The sequence below is a fragment of the Kitasatospora sp. NBC_01560 genome (assembly GCF_045208415.1).
Taxonomy (GTDB): Bacteria; Actinomycetota; Actinomycetes; order Streptomycetales; family Streptomycetaceae; genus Kitasatospora.
Genome location: NZ_CP109364.1, coordinates 672,619 through 695,421 on the forward strand (window position 1 = coordinate 672,619; position 22,803 = coordinate 695,421).

A 22,803-nucleotide genomic window follows, 5' to 3' on the forward strand; every position below is an offset into this window, starting at 1 on the left:
GGACACCCGCTCGGAGCTCGACTCCGCTCTCGCCGAGACGACGAACCTCGTCCACTCGCTGAGGTGCGAGCTGCGGATCATGGCCGAACTCCCCGGACGCGACACATTCTCACAGTCACTGATGGGCAAGCGGAAGGACTCGAAGGCCGCCCGTGAGATTTCGGCCCGTCTGCTGGAGGCGATCGTCCCCCTGGCCGATGCCCTCCGCCCGCCGGCCCCGCCGCCGGGAACGCCGGGCATCGTCTGCGCACCCGGGTCGCTGGATCTCGAACCGTACCTGCGCATCCTGCGATGGTTCCTCGACGACGGTGAGACCCTGCGGGCCCTTGCCCTTCCCCGACCAGTTCGATTCGCTCGGCCCGGTCTCCGCGTTCCTCGGCGGAGCCAAGGAGAAGTTGGCGGCCGCGATGGACAAGAACGCGGCGACCACCCTGGTCGCCGTGACAGATCGCCGCATCCTCACCGCCAGGACGAACACCTTCCTCGGGCAGGGCGAGGTCAGTCAGGACATCCCGATCGGCCGCGTGCGCTACGTCCGCGCCGCAACCGCGCGGGACGGCGGCGGACGCTCGGCGATCGACCTCATCACGCGGGACGAGAACATCCGGTGGCTCGTCCACGCCGACATCGACACCGCACCGGTGGACGCGCTCGCCGCCGTACTCGCCGAGTCGATGACGATCCCGGACGTCGAACGCGAGGAGCTGCAACGGCGGCACCGGGCAGTCACGGAGGCGGGCGGGGAGAGCGGGAGCCCGAAGCCACCGGTGTGACGGGCCGGCGCGCCGACGATCCGTGCAGGCGCAAACCGCCCGGCAGCGGTGGCCGCCCCGGAGGGCGGGGACGCCGGCGTCGCCCGATCGGGCCAGTGTCGTCGGGGCGTCCCGTCGTGGGGGCGGAGTGACGGAACGCCGGGTGGGGGCGGCAGCAGTGGGGGGGGCGGCGGTCGCCGGGGTCGGGCCGGCGGGGCGTCCGGCTGCGCGGAGGTGCCGGGTGTGGGAGCAAGGGGGGGAGGGGCATCTCCTGCCCCCGCCCTCCACCGGTCCCGGCGGAGGGCGGTGCGACGAGAGGACGACACCGTGAGCACCCCCGACGACGACAGCACGCGGGACGAGCAGGTGCGGGAGCGGTCCGCGGAGGAGCGGTCCATCGTGGCGCCCACCCCGGCGGACGTTCGTGCCAAGGCCGACGACGACACGGAGGACGACGGGAGGGACGACGAGGACGACGAGGGGGACGCCGAGGAGCCCGAACCGCCTGCGGCGGACACCGTGGCCCCGTAGCCGGGCGGCCGGGGCGGGCCGGCTGGCCGGGGCTCGCGCAGTCCGGTCAGCGGCCTTCCGCCGCGGTGGGTGCGAAGACGGCGGCACTGACCGTCCGGTGCCAGCCGTTGAGGACGCCGGCCTGGTCGGCGGCGCGCTGCGCGAGGCGGTCCAGGTCGCCCGGGTCGAGCCGCCGGTCCGTGTCGGCGATGGCCCGCAGCGCGCGCCACAGGGCGGCCTTGCCCTCGACGCCGGCGCGCATCGCCTCCAGTTCGACCAGGTCGCTGAGCGGGGAGCGGCGGACGAGGGTGCCGTTCGGCTTGAGCCGCCCGAGGCGCTCTGCGGCGAGGCCGAGCCAGGTGCGGTAGTGGCGCACCGGCACGCCGAGCCGGTGCATGATCCGCACGAGGGCGTCGCGGTCCTCCTCGACGTCGCGGGCCAGTCGGCGCATCTCGGCCGCGCGACGGCTGTCGGGGTGGGTGCGGGCGATCCGGTCGGCGAGCGCGGCGCCGCCGAAGGCGCCGGTGAGGTGGTCGTTCAGGTAGACGTGCAGGGGTTCGACCAGTGGCTGAGGGGGCTTCATCACGGATCCTCCTGGTGATCCGGGGGGACGGGGAACGGGAGCGGGGGCCGTCAGCCGGGGGTGATCCGGCCGCGCCAGCCGCCGTTCTCGACGCCGCGCTCCTCGATGAAGGACTTGAAGCGCTTCAGGTCTCCCTTCACCCTGCGGTCGACCATGCCCATGGCGTCGGCCGCCTTCTCGGCCATGCCGTCGGGCTTGAAGTCCATGGCCAGCCGCACGGTGGTGCGCCCGTCGTCCAGGCGCCTGAAGGTGACCACTCCCATCTGCTGGACGTCGCCGCCCACGGTGCGCCAGGCGATCTTCTCGTCCGGCAGCTGGTCGACGATCTCGGTGTCGAACTCACGGGTCACGCCGGCGATGCTGGTCTTCCAGTGGTTGTGGCGCTCGTCGAGCTGCGTGACCTCCTGGACGCCCTCCATGAAGCGGGGGAAGTCCGCGAACTGCGTCCACTGGTCGTAGGCGGTGTGCAGCGGGACGTCCACGTCGACGGATTCCTGCACCATGCTCATTGCCGAACCTCCAAGGGTGTCGGTGATCGGTCCACCCGGGCGCCTGCCCAGCGCGCCCGGGGTGATTCCTGCGCAGGCGGTTCGTTTTCCTGCCGCGCCCGGCAGGCCCTCCCGCACGGGGCCGGTCCTGCGCGGGGACGGGCCAGGGGCGCCCGACGAGGGCAGAGGCGACGTGGTGCAGGTTCGCGGCCATGGTGCGACCGGTCGCGTCGGACCACGCGTGGACCCACGTGCCCCCGCCTCCGCACAACGGCCGACCGCGCTCAGTGGCCGAACAGGTGCCGCCGCCTGCCACCGGCCGGCACCTCGACGGGGCCGTCGGTGTCCGCCCCGCCCTGTTGGGCGGCGCGCTCCGGCGGCAGGACGGCCGCCGGCTCCTCGGCCGGATCGACGAGTTCCGCGTCCCGGGCGGCGGACCGCCCCGGACGGCGGGCGGCCCGGTGCGCGGCCCGCGGGGTGACGCGCCGGCGCCTACGGGTCGCCACGACCAGGGCGAGGCCCAGGCAGAAGAGCAGGGCGAGGGCCGCGCCCGCCAGGAAGACGCCGAGGCTGTTCAGCGTCACCAGGTCGTGGCCCAGGACGGTCGCCTGGTACTCGGGCCCGCCCGAGAGGTTGTCCGCGATCAGCAGTCCGGTGAAGGTGCCGGCCGCCGCGATCAGGAGAAGTCCCAGGAGCAACATGGGAATGGCCTTCCGTTCGGGTTCACCCCCCGCGCGGCGCGCCTACCCGGACCGGTGACGTTCAGTCGCCCGGCCGGCCCCCGCCGAAACAGCGCGAGGAACCCGGTCGGTCAGGGCTCGGGCCGGGTCGGGGCTCAGGCCGGGTCGGGGGCCTCGCTCCCCCAGCCCGGGGCCGTCCGGTCGTCCAACTGCTCGTGCAGCCCGGCCAGTGTGGCGGCGAGCAGGCGGGAGACGTGCATCTGCGAGACACCGATCCGCGTGGCGATCTCGGACTGGGTCAGGCCGTCCCAGAACCGCAGCTTGAGGACGACCTGCTCGCGTCGCGGCAGCTCCGCGAGCAACGGCCGCACGGCGGTGCGGAACTCCGCGAGTTCGACGCCCGGGTCGCACGTGCCGAGTCGGTCGAGCAGGGCGCTGCCCACCTCGTTGCTGTCCTGGTCGCGCAGCGCGTCCAGCGAGTTCGGCCGGTACACCCGGCCTGCGATCAACCCCTGGAGCACCTGCTCCTCGCTCAGGTCGAGTTCGCGGGCGAGCTCGTCGGGGTGCGGCAGCCGTCCGAGGCTCTGCTCCAGCCGGTCGGAGCCGCGGGCGACCCTCAGGTACAGCTCCTGCATGCTGCGCGGCACCCGGACGGGCCAGGAGGTGTCGCGGAAGAACCGCTTGACCTCCCCGGCGATGGTGGGGATGGCGTAGGTGAGGAACTCGACGCCGCGCGTGGGGTCGTAGCCGTCGACGGCCTTGATCAGACCGATCGTGCCGACCTGGAGGATGTCGTCCATGTCCTCGGCGCGGTGCCGGAAGCGGCCGGCGATGAACCGCACCAGCGGCATGTTGAGTTCGATGACGGTGCCGCGCACGTAGCTGTAGGCGTGGCTCTCCCGGGGCAGCGCGGCCAGGCGCTCGAACAGGGCGTCACTGAGTTCGCGCGCCTCCGCCTTGCCCATGACCCGCAGCTCGGCCTCGGTCGGCCGGCGCGGCACTCCGGGGGGCAGACCCCACCCGGCGTCGGACCCGGCACACGGGTGCGGCCCGACGTGGGACGCGGTGTCGGCCTCGGGCCCGGCTTCCGGGTCCTCCGGATCGCGCGGCGGGCCGGACATCGCGGCGAGGGCCAGGGCGCCGAGGGGCGGGGCGCCCGGCACGCCCCTCGGCGGGGCAGCACGGGGAACGGTTTCAGGGGTGACGGACACGCGCACGGACACGGTTCTCTCCTGGGCAGCTGAGCAACGCCCGGCACGGCGAGCGGGCTCGCACGCGTGCCGCGGGCTCTTCCCCCAGGACCTGTGCCCGGCTTCTTCAAGCAAGGGTCCCGGTGCACCCGGTGGGTGCAGTGGCGACCGGCGGACCTGTCCGCGGTCGTCACAGGGTTGTCCTACCCACCCCGCGGCAAGGGAATACCGTTTCGCCCGATTGATTACCTTTCGCCCCATGAGTGGACGCCGACACGAGGAGTCACCACCCTGCTGTGCCCCCGGCCCCGCAGGCCCGGGGGCCCGGCGACGCTACCCGCCTCCCGGGGCGGCCGTGAGCCGGGCCAGGTGATCGACCACGTCCGTCAGCGACCGGCGGCGCGCGAAGACGGCGCGCTGTCGGTCGGCCCCCGTACCGCCGCTCAACCGGCGCTGGACGAGGTGGCGGGCGAGGTCGAGGTCCCCGGACCGCCTCAGGGTCGGCGCGGCCAGGCCGAGCAGATCGGCGACCAGCAGCACGACGGGCCGGCGCGCCCCGGTGAGCGGGTCCGTGCCGATGGCGGCCAGGCCCCCGTGGGCCGCCCGCCGGTGGGCGGCCCGGAGGGCCGCCGGCGTCATCCGCGGGGGTTCCGCGCCACGACGGTGCGCGGTGAGCAACCTGCGCGAGACCGCGGCAGGGGGTGGCTGCTGGGCAGCACCGCCGTGCCCGAGGCCACCAGCCGGCACCTGTCATGGCGGTGCACTCCCTGCCGAGAGGGTTGTCGCCCCGCCGTCTTACCGGAATCGGCCACCGCAAACGCGGACCGCCGGGCCCGGGGTCCCGGCGGCCGCCACGGCGGCCGTTTGGGGCAGGGGCGCCCAGGCGGGCGCCACGGCCGGAAAAGACCGAGGAGGAGCCATGGACGACATCCCCCAGGGCGGCTCCGGCGGAGTGCCCGGCCACCACCAGGACGACACCGACGATCACCGCCCCCCGACAGCACCGCCCGGAACGGCCGGCCCGACCACCACGACCAGCACGACCGGCACGACCAGCACGACCACCCGAAGCAGTCCGACCGGCAACCGGTGCGGACCGTCCGGGCCGGCGACCCCGCCGTGCGGTCCGGGCGCAGGCGCGGGCAGCCCGCTCGGGAGAGAGTGGGGTGACGGCGCAGGCGCGCCCCGGCTCCGGTGTGCCCCCGTACGCCGGGTCCCGATCCGAGGGAAGGCTCAGCAGTGGCAACCGACTACGACGCCCCGCGGACCAACAGCGACGACGAGGGGGTCGAGAGCGTCGAGGAACTGAAGCAGCAACGGGCGGCCCGTCGTTCGGGCGGCACGCCCGACGTCGACGTGGCGGAGGAGGCCGAGTCCGTGGAACTGCCCGGCGCCGACCTCTCCGGCGAGGAACTCACCGTCCAGGTGGTGCCGATGCAGGGGGACGAGTTCACCTGCTCCCGGTGCTTCATGGTGCACCACCGCAGCCGCTTCGCCCACGAGGAGGACGGCCGACCGGTCTGCCGGGACTGCGCCCCCGCCCCGGGCGACTGACGGGCCCCGGAAGCCGGCAGCCGCCCACCCGCGCGGCACCGGTACCGGCAGCGCGGGAGCGGACGGCGCCGGCCGGGTGCCGGGCCCGGTCGGGTCAGGCGTCACCGAGGGCGGTCCTGCCGGCAGTGATGCCGCTGAAGGCGAGGCCGCTCCCCACCTCGCGGACCCGGACGGGCAGGGGCCGGGTGAGCCAGCGGACGACGCTGCTGCCCGGGTGGGCGGCCAGCGGGAGCAACTGGGCGAGGTCGCGCGGGGTCAGGGGCAGGCTGATCACCCGGCGGTCGCGGTCCAGCCGCAGGAGCAGGCGGTGCAGGCCGTGCTGCTGGTGGATCCCGACCGCAAGTACGCCGGTGCCCGACGGGGCCGCGGCGAGGGCTGCGGGCCGGATGGCGAGCGGAGTGGCGGTCGGGGTGTGCGTGGTCATCACGGTGGTTGCCTCGTCCTCGGTGGCGGGTGGGCCTGCTGGCGTCCCCAGCAGACGGGTGCCCGTGGTGGATGGGTCGGACCTGCACGGGTCCCGGGTGGCGTCCCGGCGTGTGCCCCGGGCCGGGCGGATCAATCCCGGGGAGGGCTCCCGGCCGGGCGTACCGGCCGCCCGGCGGTGGTGCGCTCCCGGCCCCGCGCAGCTCGCGGTGGGTCCGGTGGCGCCATCAGAAATCGGTGTGAACATCGGTCGGGCCTCCTGAGCGTCCTACGGGGTCACCCCCGCCCCGGCCCCGGCGGTGTGAAACGCCGGGGCCGGGGCAGCCGACCGGTACAGCGAACCGAATCGGCGACGCCCGGAGGGGCGAAGGAGGCATCCGATGACGAACCGGCGCCACGGGAAGCGGCCCTCGTTGCAGGACACCGCGGTCAGGGCGGGACGGTCCCTGGCCGTGGACGCGGGCCGCGCCGGACGGGCCACCGCCCGGTCCGGCGAGCAGGCACTGCGCCGCCTGGCACCGCACGTCGAGGCGGCCGCGGCCGACGTGAAGGCCGCCGCCGGACGCGTGGCGGACCAGGCGCAGCGCGGGTACCGGCAGCTGCCGCTGCCCGGGAAGCCCGCGCCCTCGCGGGCCCGCCGGCTCCGCCCCGTGCTGTGCGGCTGCGCGGGCCTGCTCGGGCTGGTGGCCGTGGTGGCCTGGCGACGGCGGCCCGGCAGCAGCGACGGCGACGAGGCGTGGTTCCCGACCGCGCTCGGCGGGCCGGACGAGCCGCCGCACCCGGACGAGGCGGTGGCCGCGGTATCCGCCCGGGGCGTCGCGGCCGTGCAGGCCGTCGAGGAGAGCACCCTGACCAGCGGGACGACGGGCGGCACCGGGACGAGCGGGGCTGCCGCTACGGAGTGAACGAGGTGTGGAACGTGCCCGGGCCCTGATGCTTCGCGCCTGCCGAGGACCGGCCCGGGCAGACACCCGGTCCGCGGTGGGGTGTGCGCCCGGGTCGGGTGTACGACCCCGGCGGCCGCGTTCCACGGGCGTCGTGAACGGCAGGCAGGAAGGCATGCCATGGGAGAGATGTCGATGAGGGCCACCGGATGGGCGCGGACGTTCCCGATCAGTGGCGGGGTACGGGCCGGCCGGCAGTGGGCCCGCGAGCACCTGGAAGCACTGGGGTGGACGTCCCGCGCACCGGACACGGCGGACGACGTCCTCCTCACGGTGTCGGAGCTGATCACCAACGCCCACGTCCACGCGCACAGCAACGCCCAGGTCGTCCTGCTCTGGGACCGGCGCTGCCTCCACGTCAGCGTCCACGACGCCTCGACCGAAGTCCCCCTGCCCCGGCCGCAGAGCGACGTCCGGACCGGCGGGCGCGGGCTCGCCATCGTCGACTCCCTCGCCGACAGCTGGCGGTCCCACCCACAGGCCGGCGGCAAGACCATCACCGCGTGCTTCCACGCGCCGGACCGACCCGATCCGCACCCGTCCGAGGGCGACCCGCCGGCGAGCACCGCCTGACACCTCCGGACACCACCGGACCACCGCCGGACACCGCTGGACGGTCTCCGGCCGTCGCCCGGCACCGGGGGCGGGGGATGAGGGGTGGTGACCCCGACGGACGTCCCCGGGGCCGTTCGCCGGCAGGCCGGCGCCGTGCCGCACCGGGCGCGGCCCGCCGCCCCGCCCAGACGGACGGATGCGCATGCCCAGTGCACAGGCCGGCGGCCGGGGCGGAAGACCGGACGGAGAGCCGGGCGGGGACCGGCGCGACGAGGACCGGGGCGAAGAACCGGGTAACGACCGGGACGCCGGATTCGGCCGGGTGCTCGCCGAGCTGCTGGAGGCCTCGCACCGCGCCGCCCCGCAGGACCTCCCGGGCCTCCTCGGGCAGGCGGGATCCCGCCTCGGCCTGTCCCGCACCCGGCTCTACCTCGCGGATGTGCAGCAGAAGCAGCAGAAGCACCTCGTCGCCGTGCCGCTCCGCCCGGGCACGGCCGGGCTGCCCGTGCCGCAGGACCGCGACGTCCTGGACATCGACGACTCGCTCGCGGGCCGGGCGTACCGCACGGAGCGGCTCCGGACCGCCCCGGACGACCCCACGACCGGCGGGAGGATTGCCACGACTGCACGACTAGGTGGCCCGGGTGGGGGCAGACGGTCTGCCGACACCGACTCTGGAGGTCCCCATGGTTCCGCTTCTTCTCGTCCTGCTGCTGGCCCTGCTGCTGTTCGGGGCCGGCTTCGCACTCAAGATCCTCTGGTGGGTGGCGATCGTCGTCCTGGTGCTCTGGCTGCTCGGGTTCGTGGCCCGCAGCACCGGCGCCTCGGGCACCCGCGGTCGCTGGTACCGCTGGTGACGAGCGGCAGTGGACTGCCCTATCCACGGCGGAGGGGGCGCGCACACCGGTGCGCGCCCCCTCCGCCGTGCCGCGGGAAGGTCCCGCGACCTACCCCGGGAAGGTGCCGAGCACCGCGTGCAGGCTGGGCCGGATCGTGAAGACCTCCGCCGCGCCGGTGATCTCCAGCAACCTCTGGAGCTGCGGCCCGGGACCGGCGACGACGAACCAGACGCCCGCCGCCTCCGCGTCGCGGTGCGCCCGGAGCAGTGCGTTGAGACAGGCCGAGTCGGCGAAGGCGAGCGGGGCGAGGTCCACCACCAGCAGGGCCGGTTCGGCGGCCACGCACGCGGCCGGCGTCGCCTCCGGCGCCTCCCGGGTCTCGTGGTCCGCCTCCCCCTCGATGCGGCAGACCACCGTCCGCACCGCGCGTTCGCTCGTCACCGTCCGCAGGGACGATCCGCTGGGGCCGTCCGCCGCCCGCGGACCGGCCGGTTCGCCGGACATGGTCCGGGCTCCTTCCGCCAGGTGGGCCTTCCTCCTCCGATCGTCCGGCGCCGACCGGCCGGCCGGCACCGGCCGCGGGGCCCGGCGTGCCGTCCCCGGCAGGGTGCGGGTCACCGCGCTCCCCCCTCGCGCCTGCCGCCGCCGTTCCCCGGCAGGAACTCCTGGATCTTCGCCTTGACGCCCTGGCGGATCATCGAGGCGCGGTCGCTGTCGCCGTGCAGGACGGCCGAGGCGGCCGCCTTGATCTGGTCGAGCGTGGCGTGCGGCGGGATCGGCGGCACGGCCGGGTCGGTCCGGAAGTCGATCACGTAGGGCCGCTCGGACGCCAGGGCCTGCTTCCACGTCACCTCGACGTCGGCCGGGTCCTCCACCCGGCGCCCGTAGAGCCCGAGTTGGACGGCGAAGTCGGCGTAGCGGACGTCCGGCAGGTGCTGCGAGGGTTCGAACTGCGGGGCGCCCTGCATGGCGCGCATCTCCCAGGTGACCTGGTTGAGGTCCTGGTTGTTGAGGACGGCGACGATCAGCCGCGGGTCGGACCACTGCTGGTAGTACTTGGCGACGGTGATCAGCTCCGCGAGGCCGTTCATCTGCATCGCGCCGTCGCCGACGATCGCGATGGCCGGGCGGTCCGGGTGGGCGAACTTCGCGCCGATGACGTACGGCACGCCCGGGCCCATCGTCGCCAGGGTGCCGGAGAGCGAGCCGCGCATGGAGCCGCGCATCCGCAGGTGCCGCGCGTACCAGTTGGCGGCTGAGCCGGAGTCGGCCGCCAGCATGACGTCGTCGGGCAGCAGGGCGTCGAGCGCGTGGACGACGTGCTCCGGGTTGAGGGGTTCGGCGGGGACGGCCGCGCGCCGCTCCATCACCTCCCACCAGCGGGCGGTGTTCTCCTCGATCGTGTTGCGCCAGCCGCGGTCCTCCTTGCGGGCGAGCAGCGGCAGCAGCCGTTTCAGCGTCTCGGCGGCGTCGCCGACCAGGTTGACCTCGAAGGGGTAGCGCAGCCCGACCATGGCCGGGTCGACGTCGATCTGCACCGCCCGGGCCTGGTCGAAGGCCGGCAGGAAGTTGCTGTAGGGGAAGCTGGAGCCGATCACCAGCAGGGTGTCGCAGTCGCGCATCATCTCGTAGGACGGGCGGGTGCCCAGCAGGCCGATCGACCCGGTGACGTACGCCAGGGTGTCCGGCAGCACGTCCTTGCCGAGCAGGGCCTTGGCGACGCCCGCGCCCAGGACGTCGGCGAGGCGCTCGACCTCCGGGCGGGCGTGCCGGGCGCCCTGGCCGACCAGCACCGCGACCTTCTCCCCCGCGTTGAGGATCTCCGCGCAGCGGGCGAGCTCCTCGTCGGCCGGGACGGGCGTGAACCGGCCGACGCCCAGGCTGGAGGGCACCTGCTTGAAGGCGTGCGCCGGCGGCCGGTAGTCGAGCTCCTGGACGTCGGCCGGCACGATCACGGTGGTGACCGTCCGGCGGGTGGTGGCGATCCGCATCGCCCGGTCCAGGACGTTGGGAAGCTGCTCGGGGACGGTGACCGTCTCGCAGTACGCGGAGGCGACGTCCTTGAACAGCGAGAGCAGGTCGACCTCCTGCTGGTAGGAGCCGCCCATCGCGCTGCGGTCGGTCTGCCCGACGATCGCGACCACCGGGACGTGGTCGAGCTTCGCGTCGTAGAGCCCGTTCAGCAGGTGGATCGCCCCCGGACCGGATGTCGCCGCGCACACGCCGGTGCGGCCGGAGAACTTCGCGTAGCCGACGGCCTCGAACGCCGCCATCTCCTCGTGCCGGGCCTGGACGAACTGCGGCTTGTCGCCGGCGCGGCCCCAGGCGGCCAGCAGGCCGTTGATCCCGTCGCCCGGGTAGGCGAAGACCCGCTCCACCTCCCACTGGCGCAGACGTTCCAGGATGTAGTCCGAGACCTTCATCAGGGTGGGCTCCGTTCGGGGGGTGGCCGGGCCGTGGGCCCCGGGCGCGTCCGCGCCCGACCCGCGTCTGACCCGCCCGGCCGGGGTGAAACCCGGCGCTCCCCGATCGGCGGGGCCACCCGCGGCCGGGCGGCCCGGGCGTCTCCCGGACGAACTGCCGGGGCCGGAGCATGCTCACGGCATTCGGGGTAACTGGAGGGTAGGTGAAGACCTTCGGCGTTGAGGTGAGTGCCCGTGGCGCGAGTGTGCGCGGCCCGCGGGGTGCGGTGTTCGAGAGCGTGGACCTGCTGGTGCCGCCCGGCGGTCTGCTGGTGGCGCACGGTCCGGCCGGGGCCGGCCGGACGTCCCGCAGCTCGCCGCGGGGAGGATCCGTCGGAGGAAACCGGCATCTCCGCCGGGGGATCGGGCACCCGCACCGGTGTGGGCGGCCTGGGGCCCGTCCTCGAAATCCAGGCCGAGCCCCCTCCCGGAAGGTCTTCACCATGGGTGTCACCGCTGTCCGTCCCGGCCCGCGGCTGCCGCGAGCACGCGGACCGCTGAGCCGGGACCTCCTGGCCCTGCTGACCGGCAGCCCCGAATCCGCGGCCGCCGACGAACCCGGGCGCCCGGAGGCGGCCGACGCCTGGGGCGAGGACCACCAGCTCGCGCTGTACCTCTGCTACGAACTGCACTACCGGTCCTTCGCCGGTGTGGACGCCCGGTGGGAGTGGGACGCGCGGGTGCTGGCGCTGCGGGGGCGGCTGGAGCGGTCCTTCCTGGCGGCCCTGCGGGCGGCGGCCGGCACGGTGGCACCGCTGGAGGACCAACTGCGCGAGCTCCTGGTCGAGCCGGTGGACGGGGACGGCCTCTCGTACTTCCTGCTGCGCCGCGGCGAGCGCTGGCAGGCGCGCGAGTACCTGGCCCTGCGGTCCCTCTACCACCTGAAGGAGGCCGATCCGCAGAGCTGGGTGGTACCGCGGCTGCACGGCGCCGCCCAGGCCGCGCTGGTCGCGGTGCAGTTCGACGAGTACGGCGCGGGCCGGCCCGAACGCACCCACTCCCGGCTGTTCGCGGAGATGATGGCCGACCTCGGTCTGGACGACGGGTACGGCCACTACCTGGACCACGCGCCCGCGCCCGCCCTCGCCGTCGTCAACCTGATGTCGCTGTTCGCCCTGCACCGCATGCACCGCGGCGCGCTCGTCGGCCAGTTCGCCGGCGTCGAGATCACCTCCTCGCCCGGGTCGGCCCGGTTGGCCGACGCGCTGGAGCGGCTCGGCGCCGGGCCCGCGGGCACCCGTTTCTACCGGGAGCACGTCGAGGCCGACGCCGTCCACGAGCAGCTCATGCGCCACGGCGTCATCGACGCCCTGCTGGCCGACGAACCCGAGCTGCGGGACGACGTCGCGTTCGGGCTCGCCGCCGGCGCGCTGGTCGACGACCGCCTCGCCGGGCACGCCCTCTCGTGCTGGCGGGAGGGACGCAGCGCCCTGCTCCGCCCGTTGGACGCGGCGGCGGCCTGAACGCACGGAGGGCGCGCCCCGGAGGCCCGGGGCGCGCCCTCCGTGCGTCGGGCTACGAAGCCCCGTCGGGTGCCGCCTCCGCCGCGGCCCGCTCCCGCTGCTGCGCCGGCGGGAGCGAGTGGCGGCGGTGGCTGGTGTCGCAGAACGGGTAGCACCGGCTGCGCCGGCAGACGCAGAGCGCCACCACCGGCCGGTCGCCGACCACGACGGTGCCGTCCGGGAGCGTGATCTCGACCGGACCGCTCACCAGGACGGGGCCCGCCTCGGCGGGCATGACCACCCGCGCGGCCCCGCCCGCCCGGCCGGGCGGGGCGGACCCAGGCCGGCTAGACGGGGCGGACACTGCGGATCACCACCAGCTCCTCGTGCCGGACCCCGGGTTCGACGAGCCCGCGCTCCTCGAACCAGTCGGCCCGCGCCGCCATGACGGGGCCGAACGGGATCCGCCGGCGGGCCACCACCTCCGTGCGCAGTCCCGCCCGCCGGAGCGCCCGGCGGCTCTCCCCGATCCCGCACAGGGAGGAGTGGACGAGCAGCAGGACCCCGCCCGGCATCAGGAAGTCGGGCGCGGTGCGGCAGATCCGGTCCAGGAGGACCCGGCCGTCCGGCCCGGCGTCCCAGGCCCGCGCGGGGCCGTGGGTGGGCAGGGCGCTGTCGGCGGCCGGCACGTAGGGCGGGTTGGAGGCGATCAGGTCGAACCGCCGCCCGCGGACCGGCTCCAGCAGGTCGCCCTGCCGGACGTGGATGTGCCGCCGGTTCAGGGCACCGTTGATCCACGCGGTGGCCAGAGCGCGCCGCGAGACGTCGATCGCGGTGACCCGGGCGCCGGTACCGGCCGCCGCGAGCGCCACGACCCCCGTACCGGTACCGAGGTCGAGCACCTCGTCCCCCTCGCGCAGCCGCTCGTGCCCCAGACTCCGGACCAGCAGCTCACTGTCGTCCTGTGCCCGGTACACGCCGGGCGCTCTCAGCAGCCTCATGCCGCGCGTCTGCCCCTCCCGCCCGGCCCGACACGCTCGCGCCGGGGGAAACCGCGGCGGCCGGCGGGCCGGCCGGAGGTGGCCGGACCACCCGCCCGCACGCCCTCCCCCGGCACCGCACCGATCCGCTGCGCTCCCCCGGCCGGCGCAGCGCAGCGCGCGCCCGCCCCGGACGGCTGCGATCTTCGGAACACACGGCCGTCCACCACCGGCCGCCTGGCGTCGACCCCTGGAGGCCCGGATGTGGCAGGCACCCCCCGCACCCGCAGCGTTCGAGACCGAGTGGCTGCCGGTGCTGGACATGCCCGCGCCCGGACCGCAGAACCGGCTGACCGTACTGTTCCGCGTGATCCTGCTGATCCCGCAGTTCGTGGTGGTCTGGGTGCTGTCGGTGGTGGCGTTCTTCGTCGCCGTGCTCGGCTGGTTCGGTGCCCTCGTCCTGGGCCGGCTGCCCGTCTTCGCCGCCGACTACCTGTCCAGCTACGTCCCGTACGAGACCCGGGTCAACACCTACCTGCTGCTGACCCACGACCGGTACCCGCCGTTCGCGTTCCGGACGCCCGAGTACCCCGTCCGGGTCGAGCTGCGGCCCGGTGGTGAACTGAACCGGCTCGCGGTGTTCTTCCGACTGGTGCTGGCCATCCCGGCGATGATCGTCCAGAGCCTGCTGTACGCGGGCTGGTGGACGGTCGCTCTCATCAGCTGGCTGGTGGTGCTGGTCCTGGGCCGGATGCCGCAGCCGCTGTTCGAGGCGACGGCGGCGATCCTGCGCTACCGGATGCGGTACATGGCCTACTTCCTGATGCTCACCGCCGCCTACCCGAAGCGGCTGTTCGGCGACGAGCCGGGTTCGGTGCCGGGCGGCCCGGTCTCGGCGACCCGCCCGCTGGTGCTGGGCGGCGGCGGCCGGGGCCTGCTGATCGCCTTCCTGATCCTCGGGCTGCTGTCGTCGGTGGCCGGGTCCGTCACCTCCTCCTTCACCGACGACGACAACGACGACAACCCGGCCGAGCGGGTGACCGCTCCGCTGCACCCCGGCCCGCTGCTCCCCGGCCGGCCCGCACCCGGTCCGCGCGCCGCAGCGCGCTGACCCGCCGCGTGCCGACCCGCCGCGCACTGACCCGGCCGCGGGCGGCTGCCGCGGCGCCCGTTCGGGATTCGTAAGGCCCGGATCGTGGGCCTCGGGCACGGCCCTTCCTAGAGTGGCCGGGAGGTTGTCCGAGGAGAGGGAGAGACACGATGACGGTCGACCAGGACGGTCCGCGCGCGGAACTCGGCGTGATCGGCGGGTCCGGGCTGTACGCACTGCTGGACGACGTGACGGAGGTACGGCTCGACACGCCGTACGGGGAACCGAGCGACTCGCTGTTCCTCGGGGAGGTCGCGGGCCGCCGGGTGGCGTTCGTGCCCCGGCACGGCCGCGGGCACGGCCTGCCGCCGCACCGCATCAACTACCGGGCGAACCTGTGGGCGCTGCAGCGGCTCGGGGTGCGGCAGGTCCTGGCGCCGTGCGCCGTGGGCGGACTCCGCCCCGAGTACGGCCCGGGCACGTTGCTGGTGCCGGACCAGTTCGTCGACCGCACGTCGGGGCGGGTGCAGACGTACTACGACGGCCTGCCGCTGCCCGACGGTTCGAGGCCCGACGTCGTGCACGTCTCGATGGCCGACCCGTACTGCCCGGCCGGGCGGCGGTCGGCCCTGGCCGCGGCGCGGGACGCGGCCTGGGAGCCGGTGGACGGCGGCACCCTGGTGGTGATCGAGGGGCCGCGCTTCTCCACCCGCGCGGAGTCCCGCTGGTTCACCGCCAACGGCTGGTCCGTGGTCGGCATGACCGGCCACCCGGAGGCCGTCCTGGCCCGCGAACTCGGCCTCTGCTACACCTCGCTGGCCCTCGTCACCGACCTGGACGCGGGCGTCGAGAGCGGCGAGGGCGTCACCCACGCCGAGGTGCTGGAGGTGTTCGCCCGCAACGTCGACCGGCTGCGCACCGTGCTCTTCAAGGCCCTGGAGAAGCTGCCCGCCACCCGGGACTGCGTCTGCTCGCACGCGCTGGACGGCCTCACGACCGGTCTGCCCGGCGTGCCCGGCGTGCCCGGCCGCTGACGGGGCCCATCGCCACCGGCCGGACCGTACCCGGCCGGTGAGGGGTGGCCGGACCCTCTCGGCCCGGCCACCCCTCACCCATCGCCCCTCACCGACCGCCCGTCACCGGCCGGCCGGCCTCCCGCGGCGCCGCCACCGCCCGACGAGCGCGAGCAGCACCGCGACCACGGCGGTGGCGGCCAGCACCAGCAGCCAGTTCCGCAGGTACGGCAGCGGCAGCACCGACGGATTGCCGTGGTCGTCGTCGGCCCGCAGCACCGCCGGAAGACCGACGGCGGTCACGGCCGCCGCGACGATCAGCCAGCCGCGCAGCACCGGCCGCCCGCGAACGGCGAAGGCACCGATCAGGCAGACCAGCGGCACCCAGAGCCCGTCGTGGACCACCGGCGCTCCGATCCCCCAGAGCAGGACGTCGCCCGGATCGGTGATGTAGGGATCGCCCAGCATCCCGTACACGCCGTAACCGATCAGGGCGAGACCGCCCGCCAGCAGGATTGCCCGGACCTTCGTCATCGTGCGAGCACCTCGATCCGGGAGACCCACTTGGTCTGGAGCACGCCGGGCCGGTTCGGCACGATGATCCGCGCCGGGTACCCGTGGTCCGCCGTCAGCTCCTGGCCGTTGATCCGCAGCGCGAGCAGGCTGAGCGGATCGTCCGCGTACGGCGCGGGCATCTCCATCACCCGGTACGGGCCGTCGGCCTCCAGCGAGGTGACCCGCAGGGCGGAGCCGGCCGGTGCGCCGGCCAGTCGCACGAGGTCCACCACCCGCACCCCCGTCCAGCGCGCGGAGGCGCTCCAGCCCTCGACGCACGCGATCGGCAACTCCGCCTCGTACTGAGGGAGTTCGGCGAGCTCCGCAAGGGTGAGCCGGTAGGGCTGCGGGCCGTCGACCTGAAGTCCCCAGTCGGCGGGCACGGTGAGCGTCCCGGCCTGGGCGGCCGTGCGGTTCACCGGGATCCCCTGCACGCCGACGTCCGGGCGGCGCGGGGCGAGCAGGTCGAGGGCCCGCAGCCAGGGCACCGTCTGCCCGGCCGTGACCAGGGTGACGGTGCCGACCGCGGCAGTGGTCGCGGTGAGGAAGGCCCGGCGGCCGGCCAGGGCCGGCGCCGCCCGCCGCCACCAGTGCGTGGCGATCAGCGGGGCCTTGACGCCCAGGTGGACGAGCAGCCCGCCGGTGGCCAGCCAGCCCAGCCAGAAGTGGGTCTGCCGGAACGGGAACGGCCACGGGTACCACTGCAGTGTGTTGAGCAGACCGGTGAACAGCTCCAACAGCGTCGCCGCCACCAGGACGGCGATGCCGAGCCGTTCGAGGCCGTGCAGCACGCTGCGGGCCGGTGGCCACTCGAAGAGCCGCGGATACACCGTCCACAGCTTCGCCCCGAGCAGCGGGACGGCGGCGGTTCCGCTGATCACGTGCAGGCCCTGGGTGAACCGGTAGCCGTTCACCGGCCTGGCCGGCAGGTGCCCGGCCAACCAGCCCGGCGGGTCCTGGAGCAGATGGCTGGTCAGCCCGGTCAGGAAGCAGACGAGCAGCGCGGCACCGAGCCAGCGGCCGAGCACCACCGCCGTCCGCGGCTCGTGCAGCGGCGAGGTGAACGTGCCCGCACGGAACGGGCCGCGCCGCAGGGCGTCCGGCGGGGCGGGCAACGGCGGGTCGTAGCGGCGACGGGCGCCGGAGGGGTCGGATTCCACAGCACCATCGAAGCGTCTCCGACCGCCCCGGGAGCGCTCCGACGTGCTTACGGAATCCGAACGGCGCGCCGCCGCAGCGGCCCGGGCACGCCGTCCGGTGACAGGGTGGGCGGGTGCTCCTGCGAACCGTCCTGCCCTGCCTCGCCGCCCTCGCCGCCCTGGTCACTGCCCTCGCGGCGACCGTCACCGGCGGCGGCACCCTCGGTGACCGCGCCCTGCTGCCCGCCTGGTACCTGCTCGACGTCGCGCTGTTCGCGACTGCCGTGCTGCTGCTGCGGCGCGTCCCCGCCCGGCACGTCGCCCCCCTCGTGCTGGCCGGGAGCATCGCCGTCGCCGCCACCGGCCTGCTCGCCCCGCCGCGCACCAGCGACGACGCCTACCGGTACGTCTGGGACGGCCGCGTCCAGGCGGCCGGCATCTCCCCCTACCTGCACACGCCCGACGACCCGGCCCTCACCCGGCTGCGCGACCGGGAGCTCTTTCCGGCCGGCGGCGCCTGCACCGGCTGGGACGAACGGCGCACCGGCGCCGGCGACTGCACCCGGATCAACCGGCCCGCCGTGCACACCGTCTACCCGCCGGTCGCCGAGGCGTGGTTCCTGGCCGTGCACCCGTTCGGCGGCGGCGTGCGCGGTGTACAGGCCGGCGGCGCACTGCTGGCGGTGGCCACCACCGGCGCCCTGCTGCTGGCCGGCCGCCGCCCCCACCGGGCCGCGCTCTGGGGGTGGTGCCCGGGGGTCGCGATCTGGTCGGTGAACGACGCGCACGTGGACACGCTCGGCGCGCTGCTGATGGTGGCCGGGCTCGGCTGCGCCGCGCGGCGGCGGGCCGTGACGGGCGGCGCGCTGCTGGGCGGGGCCGTCGCGGTCAAGCTGCTGCCGGCCCTCGCCCTGCCGGGGGCACTGTCCGGGGTGCTGTCGGGCCCGGCGAGTGCCCGGCGCCGGGCGCTGCTGGTGGCCGGCTCGGCGCTCGCCGCCTTCGGGCTGGCGTACCTGCCGTACGTGCTGGCCTCGGGTACCGGGGTGCTCGGCTACCTGCCCGGCTACCTGAGGGAGGAGGGGTACGACCAGGCCCACATCGAGCGGTTCGGGCTGCTGCGGCTGGTCGTTCCCGACGACCTCGCGCCCTGGGCGGCGGGGCTGGTGCTGGCCCTGGTCGTGCTGCGGGTCCTCCGGCACGGCGATCCGGACCGGCCGTGGAGCGGCGCCCTCCTCGTCACCGGGACGGCACTGCTGCTCGTCGCCCCGAACTACCCCTGGTACGGGCTGCTGGTGGTGGCCCTGGCCGCACTCGACGGCCGGTGGGAATGGCTCGCCGTCCCGGCGGCCGGCCAGTACCTGTACCTGACCGGCGGAACCGAGGCACAACAGGGCGCCTACGGAGCGGCGTTGCTCTGCGTGCTCAGCGGCGCCGTGCTGCGTGGCCGGTCCGCCCGGACGCCGGCCGCGTCCGCTACTCGGCGGGAATCCCCCGCAGCAGGAACGGCAGGTGCGCGCCGCGGGACAGGGCGTCCAGGGCCTGGGTGAGCCGGCGGTGCTGATCGGCGGCCATGACGTCGGCGAGGCGGTCCTGCCGCACCCAGTACAGGCCGACCACCTGGTCCGGCGGCCGGTACCGGGCGACAACCGCCTCCTGCGCACTGGTCAGCCGCCCGCCCCAGTGGACGAAGTCGATCGCCTCGGGCAGGAGTCGGGCATCGGTGTGGTCGGCGGCGAGGACGGCATGGAGCGGCAGCACGAGGCCGGTGGCCGTCTCGGTGTGGCGGCGGGCGGCGAGGTGCGGCAGCTCGTTGCGCTCGGCGCTGCCGCCGGGGAGGACGTAGCCGTCCGTGAACGTCGTACCGACGAGCAGGACGGCGCCCTCGCGGTTGAGCACGAGCGCGTGGTGACCGAGCCGCCGGCGCGGCGGGCTGGTGAGGATCTCGGGCAGCGGGTAGAGCAACTGGGTCTCCTTGGAGGACGGTTGAGCCGATTGAGGACCAGGGTCAGTCGGACCCGGGCGCCGACAGCCGGCCGAAGCAGGCCGGGAGTCCGGCGACGACGCCGGCAGCGATGATCAGCGCGAAGACGAGCAGGCGCGGGGCAAGGGGCCCGTCGCGGAGCGGCCAGCAGGCGAGTGCGGCGGCACAGGCGCTCAGCGCGGGTACGGCGGTCACGAGCGCGAGCAGCTCGCCGGCCGGGCTCACGCCACCGAGCCGCTCGCGCGCGGCCGGCTCGGGTGCTGGACCGTCAAGTGCCGCGGCTCGTCGAGGCGCTGGACGCGGTCCGGCCTGGTGGTCCACTCGCAGCCACCGGCCTCCGGACGCAGGTGGGCGAGCCCGTTCATGGTGTCCATGTAGACACCCTCGACCGGGTGGCCGTCGACCCCCCGCCGGGCGAGGTCGCGGACGACCTCCCCCACGACGGGCCGGTAGGCGGGCATACGGGGGCAGCTGGACATGACGGCTCCTTGGTTGCTCTGTGCAGTGGGATCGTGACGACGTGTATTCATGGTGGGGTGTCGGGGGCTACGATCGGAAGGCTTCGCACTGGACACTTCGGGCCTGTGGGACTCGGGCCGCGAAAGGCGATCGAACATGCGGCGAACGGACCTTGATCCCACGTCATCGCCCGCGGCAGCGTTTGGCGTCCAACTCCGCAGGTCACGCGAAGCCAAGGGGCTGACCCAGGTGGCACTGGCCGACCTCGTCGGATACAGCGACACGCTCGTGTCCAGCATCGAAAGAGCTACACGCAGTCCCACACAGCCCTTCGCGATCCGGGCAGACAATGTGCTGGGGACCGGCGGGACCCTGGAGCTGATGTACTGGAACCTCAGCCATACCTCGCTTCTCGAAGGTTTCCCGGAGTACGCAGCTCAGGAGGCGAAGGCCGCCGAGATCCGACACTTCGAACTCGGCATCGTTCCGGGGCTCTTGCAGACCCAGGAGTATGCAGCGGCGTTTGCGGGCGCTGCTGTGCGACGGGGAAAGATCACGCAAGCACAGGCGGACGACAGGATCAACTTCCTGCTGGCCCGACAGAAGTTGATGGATCGACACCCGCACCCATGGCTTCACTTCGTTCTGGACGAAGGGTGCATCCGACGGCCCGTGGGCGGCGCACAGGTGATGCGACGGCAGCTTCGCCACTTGGAGGACCTGGCAGCCCGGCCCAACCTCACCGTCCAGATCGCGCCCTACAGCCTCGCCGAAGAACTGCCGTTCACGATGGTCGTGACCTTGCTGACCATGGCAGACCGCTCGCTGCTCGCTTACTCCGAATGCCAGCTGCGCGGGTTCCTGGCTCGACAGAGCGACACAGCCCGGGCACTGGATAGGGACTACGATCAGTTAACCGTGGAGGCGCTGCCGAAGGCCGCGTCACTGGAGATGATTCGCCAGGCGTGAAAGGAACGTCATGAACGGCCTCGTAGACCTGTCCAACGCCCAGTGGTTCAAGGCCTCCCACAGCAACAACGGAGGGACTTGCGTGGAGGTGACGGCCGACTTCCCCGGAATCGTCCCCGTCCGGGACTCGAAGGATCCCTCCGGCCCGGCGCTGGTCTTCCCCGCCAGTACCTGGCAGGCCTTCGTCACCGCCGTCCGCACCGGCGAGTTCGGCACCGTCTGAGCCACCCGCGCGCGCCGGCCCCGACCGGCAACGCGCCGGTCGGGGCACGGCTGCGCGGGCGGGTCGGGTCAGCCTGCCGCGGTGACGTTGGCGGGTTCCGGCAGGAGCGACAGGAGCTGCTTCGCGTGGGTCGGCAGCTCCACGTCCGCGAGCCCCTGGACGAGGTCGCGCAACGGCACCGGCCCGTCGACCATGACCGTGCCGTTGGACAGCAGCAACGTGGGTACCGGCGTGTCGAGTTCGGCCTCGCTCAGCGCCGCCCCGCCGAGCGAGCAGAGGGCGTCGCCCTGGCGGCGGATGCGCTCCCGCAGCCCGGCGTTGCCGCCGGCCCTCGCGATCACGCCCTCGATCGTCCAGGGGTCGAGTGCCAGGCGGTTGTCGTATGCCGGGTGCGCTCCGGAGGCCACGGTCGAGACGGCGGCGACGGTCGTGGCGGTGACGATGGCGACGTGGGCCAGGATCTGGTCGGCGCTCCACTCGCCGGCCGGCGGGCCGGCGCCTTCCGCCGCTCGGTCGGCGACGGTGGCGGCGGCGTCGAGCAGCTTGCGGTAGGCGTCCCGGAGCGGGGCGGTGTCCATGGCGTCTCCGTGGGGTCCGGGGCGGCCCGGGAGGGGCCGCGGCGGCGGTCGCGGTCAGCGGTTCGGCGGTTCGGCGGTTCGGCGGTGGGCGCCGGTCATCTCCCACGGAGCCTGCGGGAGGACGTCGCCGGTTTCGAGCAGGGACTTGAGGTTGGCCAGCACGGCCGGCCAGCCCCGCGAGATCCCGTTGAGCATCTCGATGTTGGGGAGCCGCTCGTGGGTCACGGTGAGGCGGACGATGTCGTGGTGCGGTTCGACCAGGAAGGTCACCACCGAGGCCTCGCGCGGCGGCTCGGCCCCGGGGGCGTCGTCGAAGGTGACGACCAGGCGCACGGGGGGCTCGGCCGCGATCACCCGGCCGACGGCGTCGACGGCGTCCGACCCGTCGATGCGCCGGTGTTCCCAGGCCGAGCCGGGCTGCCAGTCGGAGACGTTGGCGTAGCCCCAGTAGCGCGCGGTCACGTTCGCGTCCGTCAGGGCCGTCCAGACCTGCTCCGCGGCCGCGCGGATGTAGGTGACGTAGACGTAGGTCGGAACGGGCTCGGGTCGCCCGTGCGCGGGCGCCGGCAGGTGCGGCGCGAGCGAGCCCTACAGCATGGCCGGGCACGGGCTCGGCGTCAGCCCCTGATATCCGCCAAGTTCGTCACCCCTGTCCCCGCCGCCCCAGGGGAAGCCCGGACAGGGCGTGGCGCGGGCCCGGCACGCCCGGCCCGCCCGCACCGGAGACCGTCCGAGGACCCGGCGGAGGCCGGGCGGAGGCCATGGAATCCAGGGCGGCACCGGACGACCACGACCCCTGGGCGGCGGCAACCGACTCGGCGGGAACGATGGTTCGTCACACAACCACTGGCGTCACATCAGAAAGATTGCCACCGTAGCATCACAGGAATTCCGGCCGGATCTGTCCGAGAATCGGTGCCCCTCAGTTAGTGCACGGTGGACGCCGTCGGAAGCCGTGGCGATGCTTGACGTGCACGCACCGCCATCGGGGGTGGTGACGTGCGTTCCCGATTCGACCGAGGAGAGTCTGTGATCTCGAAAACGAAGAAGAGGGTCCGTTCCGTGGCCGTGACGTTCGCGGCGGCCGCCGCGTTCGCCATGACCGTGCCCACCGGCACCGCGTTCGCCATCGACCACGTCGAGTGCCGTGGCGGGGAGAACTTCCTCAAGATCTGGTCGCACGACGGCGGCCGGCAGAGCGTCGACTGCTACGCGAACCGGGGGCGGACGTCCTTCGGCAGCTGGTGGGCCGACCGCATCTCCACGGGGAACAACGACCTCATCTACTACGACGACAACGGCGATTCGGTGCGGATCAACCGGTGGACCGACATCACCTTCCCGAACCGTCCGCCGAAGATCAAGGACATCGAAATCCTCTGACGCCCGCGATG

General features: G+C 74.3%; 30 protein-coding genes. 13 read left to right on the top strand and 17 right to left on the bottom strand.

The window, feature by feature from the left end:
• Window positions 1–326 precede the first annotated feature (326 nt).
• Together OH807_RS02840 and OH807_RS02845 are read left to right on the top strand one after the other, a co-directional pair.
• On the top strand, window positions 327–773 hold the full coding sequence (locus OH807_RS02840) for a hypothetical protein (protein ID WP_406193487.1): 447 nt from the start codon (window positions 327–329) through the stop codon (window positions 771–773).
• 306 nt (window positions 774–1,079) lie between these two features.
• The gene (locus tag OH807_RS02845) at window positions 1,080–1,283 is read left to right on the top strand and encodes a hypothetical protein (protein WP_406193490.1); all 204 of its coding nucleotides are present in this window, start codon (window positions 1,080–1,082) and stop codon (window positions 1,281–1,283) included.
• 46 nt (window positions 1,284–1,329) lie between these two features.
• Here the strand turns inward: OH807_RS02845 and OH807_RS02850 are convergent, their stop codons facing one another.
• The 5 genes from OH807_RS02850 to OH807_RS02870 all read right to left on the bottom strand — a co-directional run bounded on the left by OH807_RS02850 (window position 1,330) and on the right by OH807_RS02870 (window position 4,842).
• Window positions 1,330–1,845, bottom strand: a complete 516-nt coding sequence (locus tag OH807_RS02850) for a hypothetical protein (RefSeq protein WP_406193493.1) — start codon at window positions 1,843–1,845, stop codon at window positions 1,330–1,332.
• Between the two features lie 50 nt (window positions 1,846–1,895).
• Complete coding sequence (locus OH807_RS02855; RefSeq protein ID WP_406193496.1) at window positions 1,896–2,354, bottom strand: SRPBCC family protein; 459 nt, start codon at window positions 2,352–2,354, stop codon at window positions 1,896–1,898.
• A gap of 263 nt (window positions 2,355–2,617) precedes the next feature.
• Complete coding sequence (locus tag OH807_RS02860; RefSeq protein ID WP_406193499.1) at window positions 2,618–3,034, bottom strand: hypothetical protein; 417 nt, start codon at window positions 3,032–3,034, stop codon at window positions 2,618–2,620.
• Between the two features lie 134 nt (window positions 3,035–3,168).
• The gene (locus OH807_RS02865) at window positions 3,169–4,236 is read right to left on the bottom strand and encodes a SigB/SigF/SigG family RNA polymerase sigma factor (protein WP_406193502.1); all 1,068 of its coding nucleotides are present in this window, start codon (window positions 4,234–4,236) and stop codon (window positions 3,169–3,171) included.
• A 300-nt stretch (window positions 4,237–4,536) separates the two neighbouring features.
• On the bottom strand, window positions 4,537–4,842 hold the full coding sequence (locus tag OH807_RS02870; RefSeq protein ID WP_406193506.1) for a hypothetical protein: 306 nt from the start codon (window positions 4,840–4,842) through the stop codon (window positions 4,537–4,539).
• Between the two features lie 600 nt (window positions 4,843–5,442).
• Here OH807_RS02870 and OH807_RS02875 point away from each other — a divergent pair.
• Window positions 5,443–5,757 (top strand): DUF4193 domain-containing protein, encoded by a 315-nt coding sequence (locus OH807_RS02875; RefSeq protein WP_406193509.1) that lies wholly within the window; start codon window positions 5,443–5,445, stop codon window positions 5,755–5,757.
• 94 nt (window positions 5,758–5,851) lie between these two features.
• Here the strand turns inward: OH807_RS02875 and OH807_RS02880 are convergent, their stop codons facing one another.
• Window positions 5,852–6,181: a hypothetical protein gene (locus tag OH807_RS02880; RefSeq protein WP_406193512.1), complete on the bottom strand. Its 330-nt coding sequence runs from the start codon at window positions 6,179–6,181 to the stop codon at window positions 5,852–5,854.
• A 379-nt stretch (window positions 6,182–6,560) separates the two neighbouring features.
• Here OH807_RS02880 and OH807_RS02885 point away from each other — a divergent pair, with 379 nt between their 5' ends.
• From OH807_RS02885 to OH807_RS02895, 3 genes are all read left to right on the top strand, one after another.
• Window positions 6,561–7,085, top strand: a complete 525-nt coding sequence (locus OH807_RS02885) for a hypothetical protein (protein ID WP_406193515.1) — start codon at window positions 6,561–6,563, stop codon at window positions 7,083–7,085.
• Between the two features lie 174 nt (window positions 7,086–7,259).
• On the top strand, window positions 7,260–7,697 hold the full coding sequence (locus OH807_RS02890; RefSeq protein WP_406193518.1) for an ATP-binding protein: 438 nt from the start codon (window positions 7,260–7,262) through the stop codon (window positions 7,695–7,697).
• A gap of 668 nt (window positions 7,698–8,365) precedes the next feature.
• Window positions 8,366–8,536 carry a hydrophobic protein gene (locus tag OH807_RS02895; RefSeq protein WP_406193521.1) on the top strand — a complete coding sequence of 57 codons (171 nt, stop codon included), beginning with the start codon at window positions 8,366–8,368 and terminating at the stop codon, window positions 8,534–8,536.
• Window positions 8,537–8,626: 90 nt separating this feature from the next.
• Here the strand turns inward: OH807_RS02895 and OH807_RS02900 are convergent, their stop codons facing one another.
• Window positions 8,627–9,022, bottom strand: coding sequence for an STAS domain-containing protein (locus OH807_RS02900; protein ID WP_406193524.1), 396 nt, complete (start codon window positions 9,020–9,022; stop codon window positions 8,627–8,629).
• Between the two features lie 110 nt (window positions 9,023–9,132).
• The gene (locus tag OH807_RS02905) at window positions 9,133–10,941 is read right to left on the bottom strand and encodes a thiamine pyrophosphate-requiring protein (RefSeq protein WP_406193527.1); all 1,809 of its coding nucleotides are present in this window, start codon (window positions 10,939–10,941) and stop codon (window positions 9,133–9,135) included.
• A 482-nt stretch (window positions 10,942–11,423) separates the two neighbouring features.
• Between OH807_RS02905 and OH807_RS02910 the strand changes: the two genes are divergently transcribed.
• Window positions 11,424–12,443, top strand: a complete 1,020-nt coding sequence (locus tag OH807_RS02910) for an iron-containing redox enzyme family protein (protein WP_406193530.1) — start codon at window positions 11,424–11,426, stop codon at window positions 12,441–12,443.
• A gap of 52 nt (window positions 12,444–12,495) precedes the next feature.
• Here OH807_RS02910 and OH807_RS02915 read toward each other — a convergent pair whose 3' ends face one another.
• Complete coding sequence (locus OH807_RS02915; protein ID WP_406193533.1) at window positions 12,496–12,717, bottom strand: CDGSH iron-sulfur domain-containing protein; 222 nt, start codon at window positions 12,715–12,717, stop codon at window positions 12,496–12,498.
• Window positions 12,718–12,769: 52 nt separating this feature from the next.
• Complete coding sequence (locus OH807_RS02920) at window positions 12,770–13,423, bottom strand: HemK2/MTQ2 family protein methyltransferase (protein ID WP_406193535.1); 654 nt, start codon at window positions 13,421–13,423, stop codon at window positions 12,770–12,772.
• A gap of 241 nt (window positions 13,424–13,664) precedes the next feature.
• On the opposite strand from OH807_RS02920, the gene OH807_RS02925 reads away from it, so the two are divergent.
• Both OH807_RS02925 and OH807_RS02930 read left to right on the top strand, forming a co-directional pair.
• Window positions 13,665–14,513, top strand: coding sequence for a DUF4389 domain-containing protein (locus OH807_RS02925; RefSeq protein ID WP_406193537.1), 849 nt, complete (start codon window positions 13,665–13,667; stop codon window positions 14,511–14,513).
• 149 nt (window positions 14,514–14,662) lie between these two features.
• Window positions 14,663–15,526, top strand: a complete 864-nt coding sequence (locus OH807_RS02930) for an S-methyl-5'-thioadenosine phosphorylase (RefSeq protein WP_406193539.1) — start codon at window positions 14,663–14,665, stop codon at window positions 15,524–15,526.
• Window positions 15,527–15,628: 102 nt separating this feature from the next.
• On the opposite strand, the gene OH807_RS02935 is transcribed toward OH807_RS02930, so the two are convergent.
• Window positions 15,629–16,039 (bottom strand): hypothetical protein, encoded by a 411-nt coding sequence (locus tag OH807_RS02935; protein ID WP_406193541.1) that lies wholly within the window; start codon window positions 16,037–16,039, stop codon window positions 15,629–15,631.
• Window positions 16,036–17,154: a molybdopterin-dependent oxidoreductase gene (locus OH807_RS02940; RefSeq protein ID WP_406210657.1), complete on the bottom strand. Its 1,119-nt coding sequence runs from the start codon at window positions 17,152–17,154 to the stop codon at window positions 16,036–16,038. Before OH807_RS02940 ends, OH807_RS02935 begins: the two co-directional genes overlap by 4 nt.
• Before the next feature lie 179 nt (window positions 17,155–17,333).
• Here OH807_RS02940 and OH807_RS02945 point away from each other — a divergent pair, with 179 nt between their 5' ends.
• A complete protein-coding gene (locus OH807_RS02945; RefSeq protein WP_406193543.1) occupies window positions 17,334–18,746 on the top strand; it encodes a hypothetical protein in 1,413 nt (470 codons plus the stop codon).
• On the opposite strand, the gene OH807_RS02950 is transcribed toward OH807_RS02945, so the two are convergent.
• Genes OH807_RS02950 through OH807_RS02960 form a run of 3 tightly spaced genes read right to left on the bottom strand, consistent with a single transcriptional unit; the run spans window position 18,673 to window position 19,659 of the window.
• Window positions 18,673–19,161: an NUDIX domain-containing protein gene (locus OH807_RS02950; protein ID WP_406193545.1), complete on the bottom strand. Its 489-nt coding sequence runs from the start codon at window positions 19,159–19,161 to the stop codon at window positions 18,673–18,675. The two genes, OH807_RS02945 and OH807_RS02950, sit on opposite strands and share 74 nt — an antisense overlap.
• 43 nt (window positions 19,162–19,204) lie before the next feature.
• Window positions 19,205–19,405: a hypothetical protein gene (locus OH807_RS02955; protein ID WP_406193547.1), complete on the bottom strand. Its 201-nt coding sequence runs from the start codon at window positions 19,403–19,405 to the stop codon at window positions 19,205–19,207.
• Complete coding sequence (locus OH807_RS02960; protein ID WP_406193549.1) at window positions 19,402–19,659, bottom strand: hypothetical protein; 258 nt, start codon at window positions 19,657–19,659, stop codon at window positions 19,402–19,404. The genes OH807_RS02955 and OH807_RS02960 overlap by 4 nt, the downstream gene beginning before the upstream one ends.
• A 136-nt stretch (window positions 19,660–19,795) precedes the next feature.
• Here OH807_RS02960 and OH807_RS02965 point away from each other — a divergent pair, with 136 nt between their 5' ends.
• Window positions 19,796–20,608 (top strand): Scr1 family TA system antitoxin-like transcriptional regulator, encoded by an 813-nt coding sequence (locus OH807_RS02965; protein ID WP_406193551.1) that lies wholly within the window; start codon window positions 19,796–19,798, stop codon window positions 20,606–20,608.
• A 10-nt stretch (window positions 20,609–20,618) separates the two neighbouring features.
• Window positions 20,619–20,831, top strand: coding sequence for a DUF397 domain-containing protein (locus OH807_RS02970; protein WP_406193553.1), 213 nt, complete (start codon window positions 20,619–20,621; stop codon window positions 20,829–20,831).
• Between the two features lie 68 nt (window positions 20,832–20,899).
• On the opposite strand, the gene OH807_RS02975 is transcribed toward OH807_RS02970, so the two are convergent.
• Both OH807_RS02975 and OH807_RS02980 read right to left on the bottom strand, forming a co-directional pair.
• Window positions 20,900–21,409: a hypothetical protein gene (locus OH807_RS02975; RefSeq protein WP_406193555.1), complete on the bottom strand. Its 510-nt coding sequence runs from the start codon at window positions 21,407–21,409 to the stop codon at window positions 20,900–20,902.
• Window positions 21,410–21,463: 54 nt separating this feature from the next.
• Complete coding sequence (locus tag OH807_RS02980; RefSeq protein WP_406210660.1) at window positions 21,464–21,979, bottom strand: SRPBCC family protein; 516 nt, start codon at window positions 21,977–21,979, stop codon at window positions 21,464–21,466.
• Between the two features lie 459 nt (window positions 21,980–22,438).
• Between OH807_RS02980 and OH807_RS02985 the strand changes: the two genes are divergently transcribed.
• Window positions 22,439–22,792: a beta/gamma crystallin domain-containing protein gene (locus tag OH807_RS02985; RefSeq protein ID WP_406193557.1), complete on the top strand. Its 354-nt coding sequence runs from the start codon at window positions 22,439–22,441 to the stop codon at window positions 22,790–22,792.
• The last annotated feature ends 11 nt before the right edge of the window (window positions 22,793–22,803 follow it).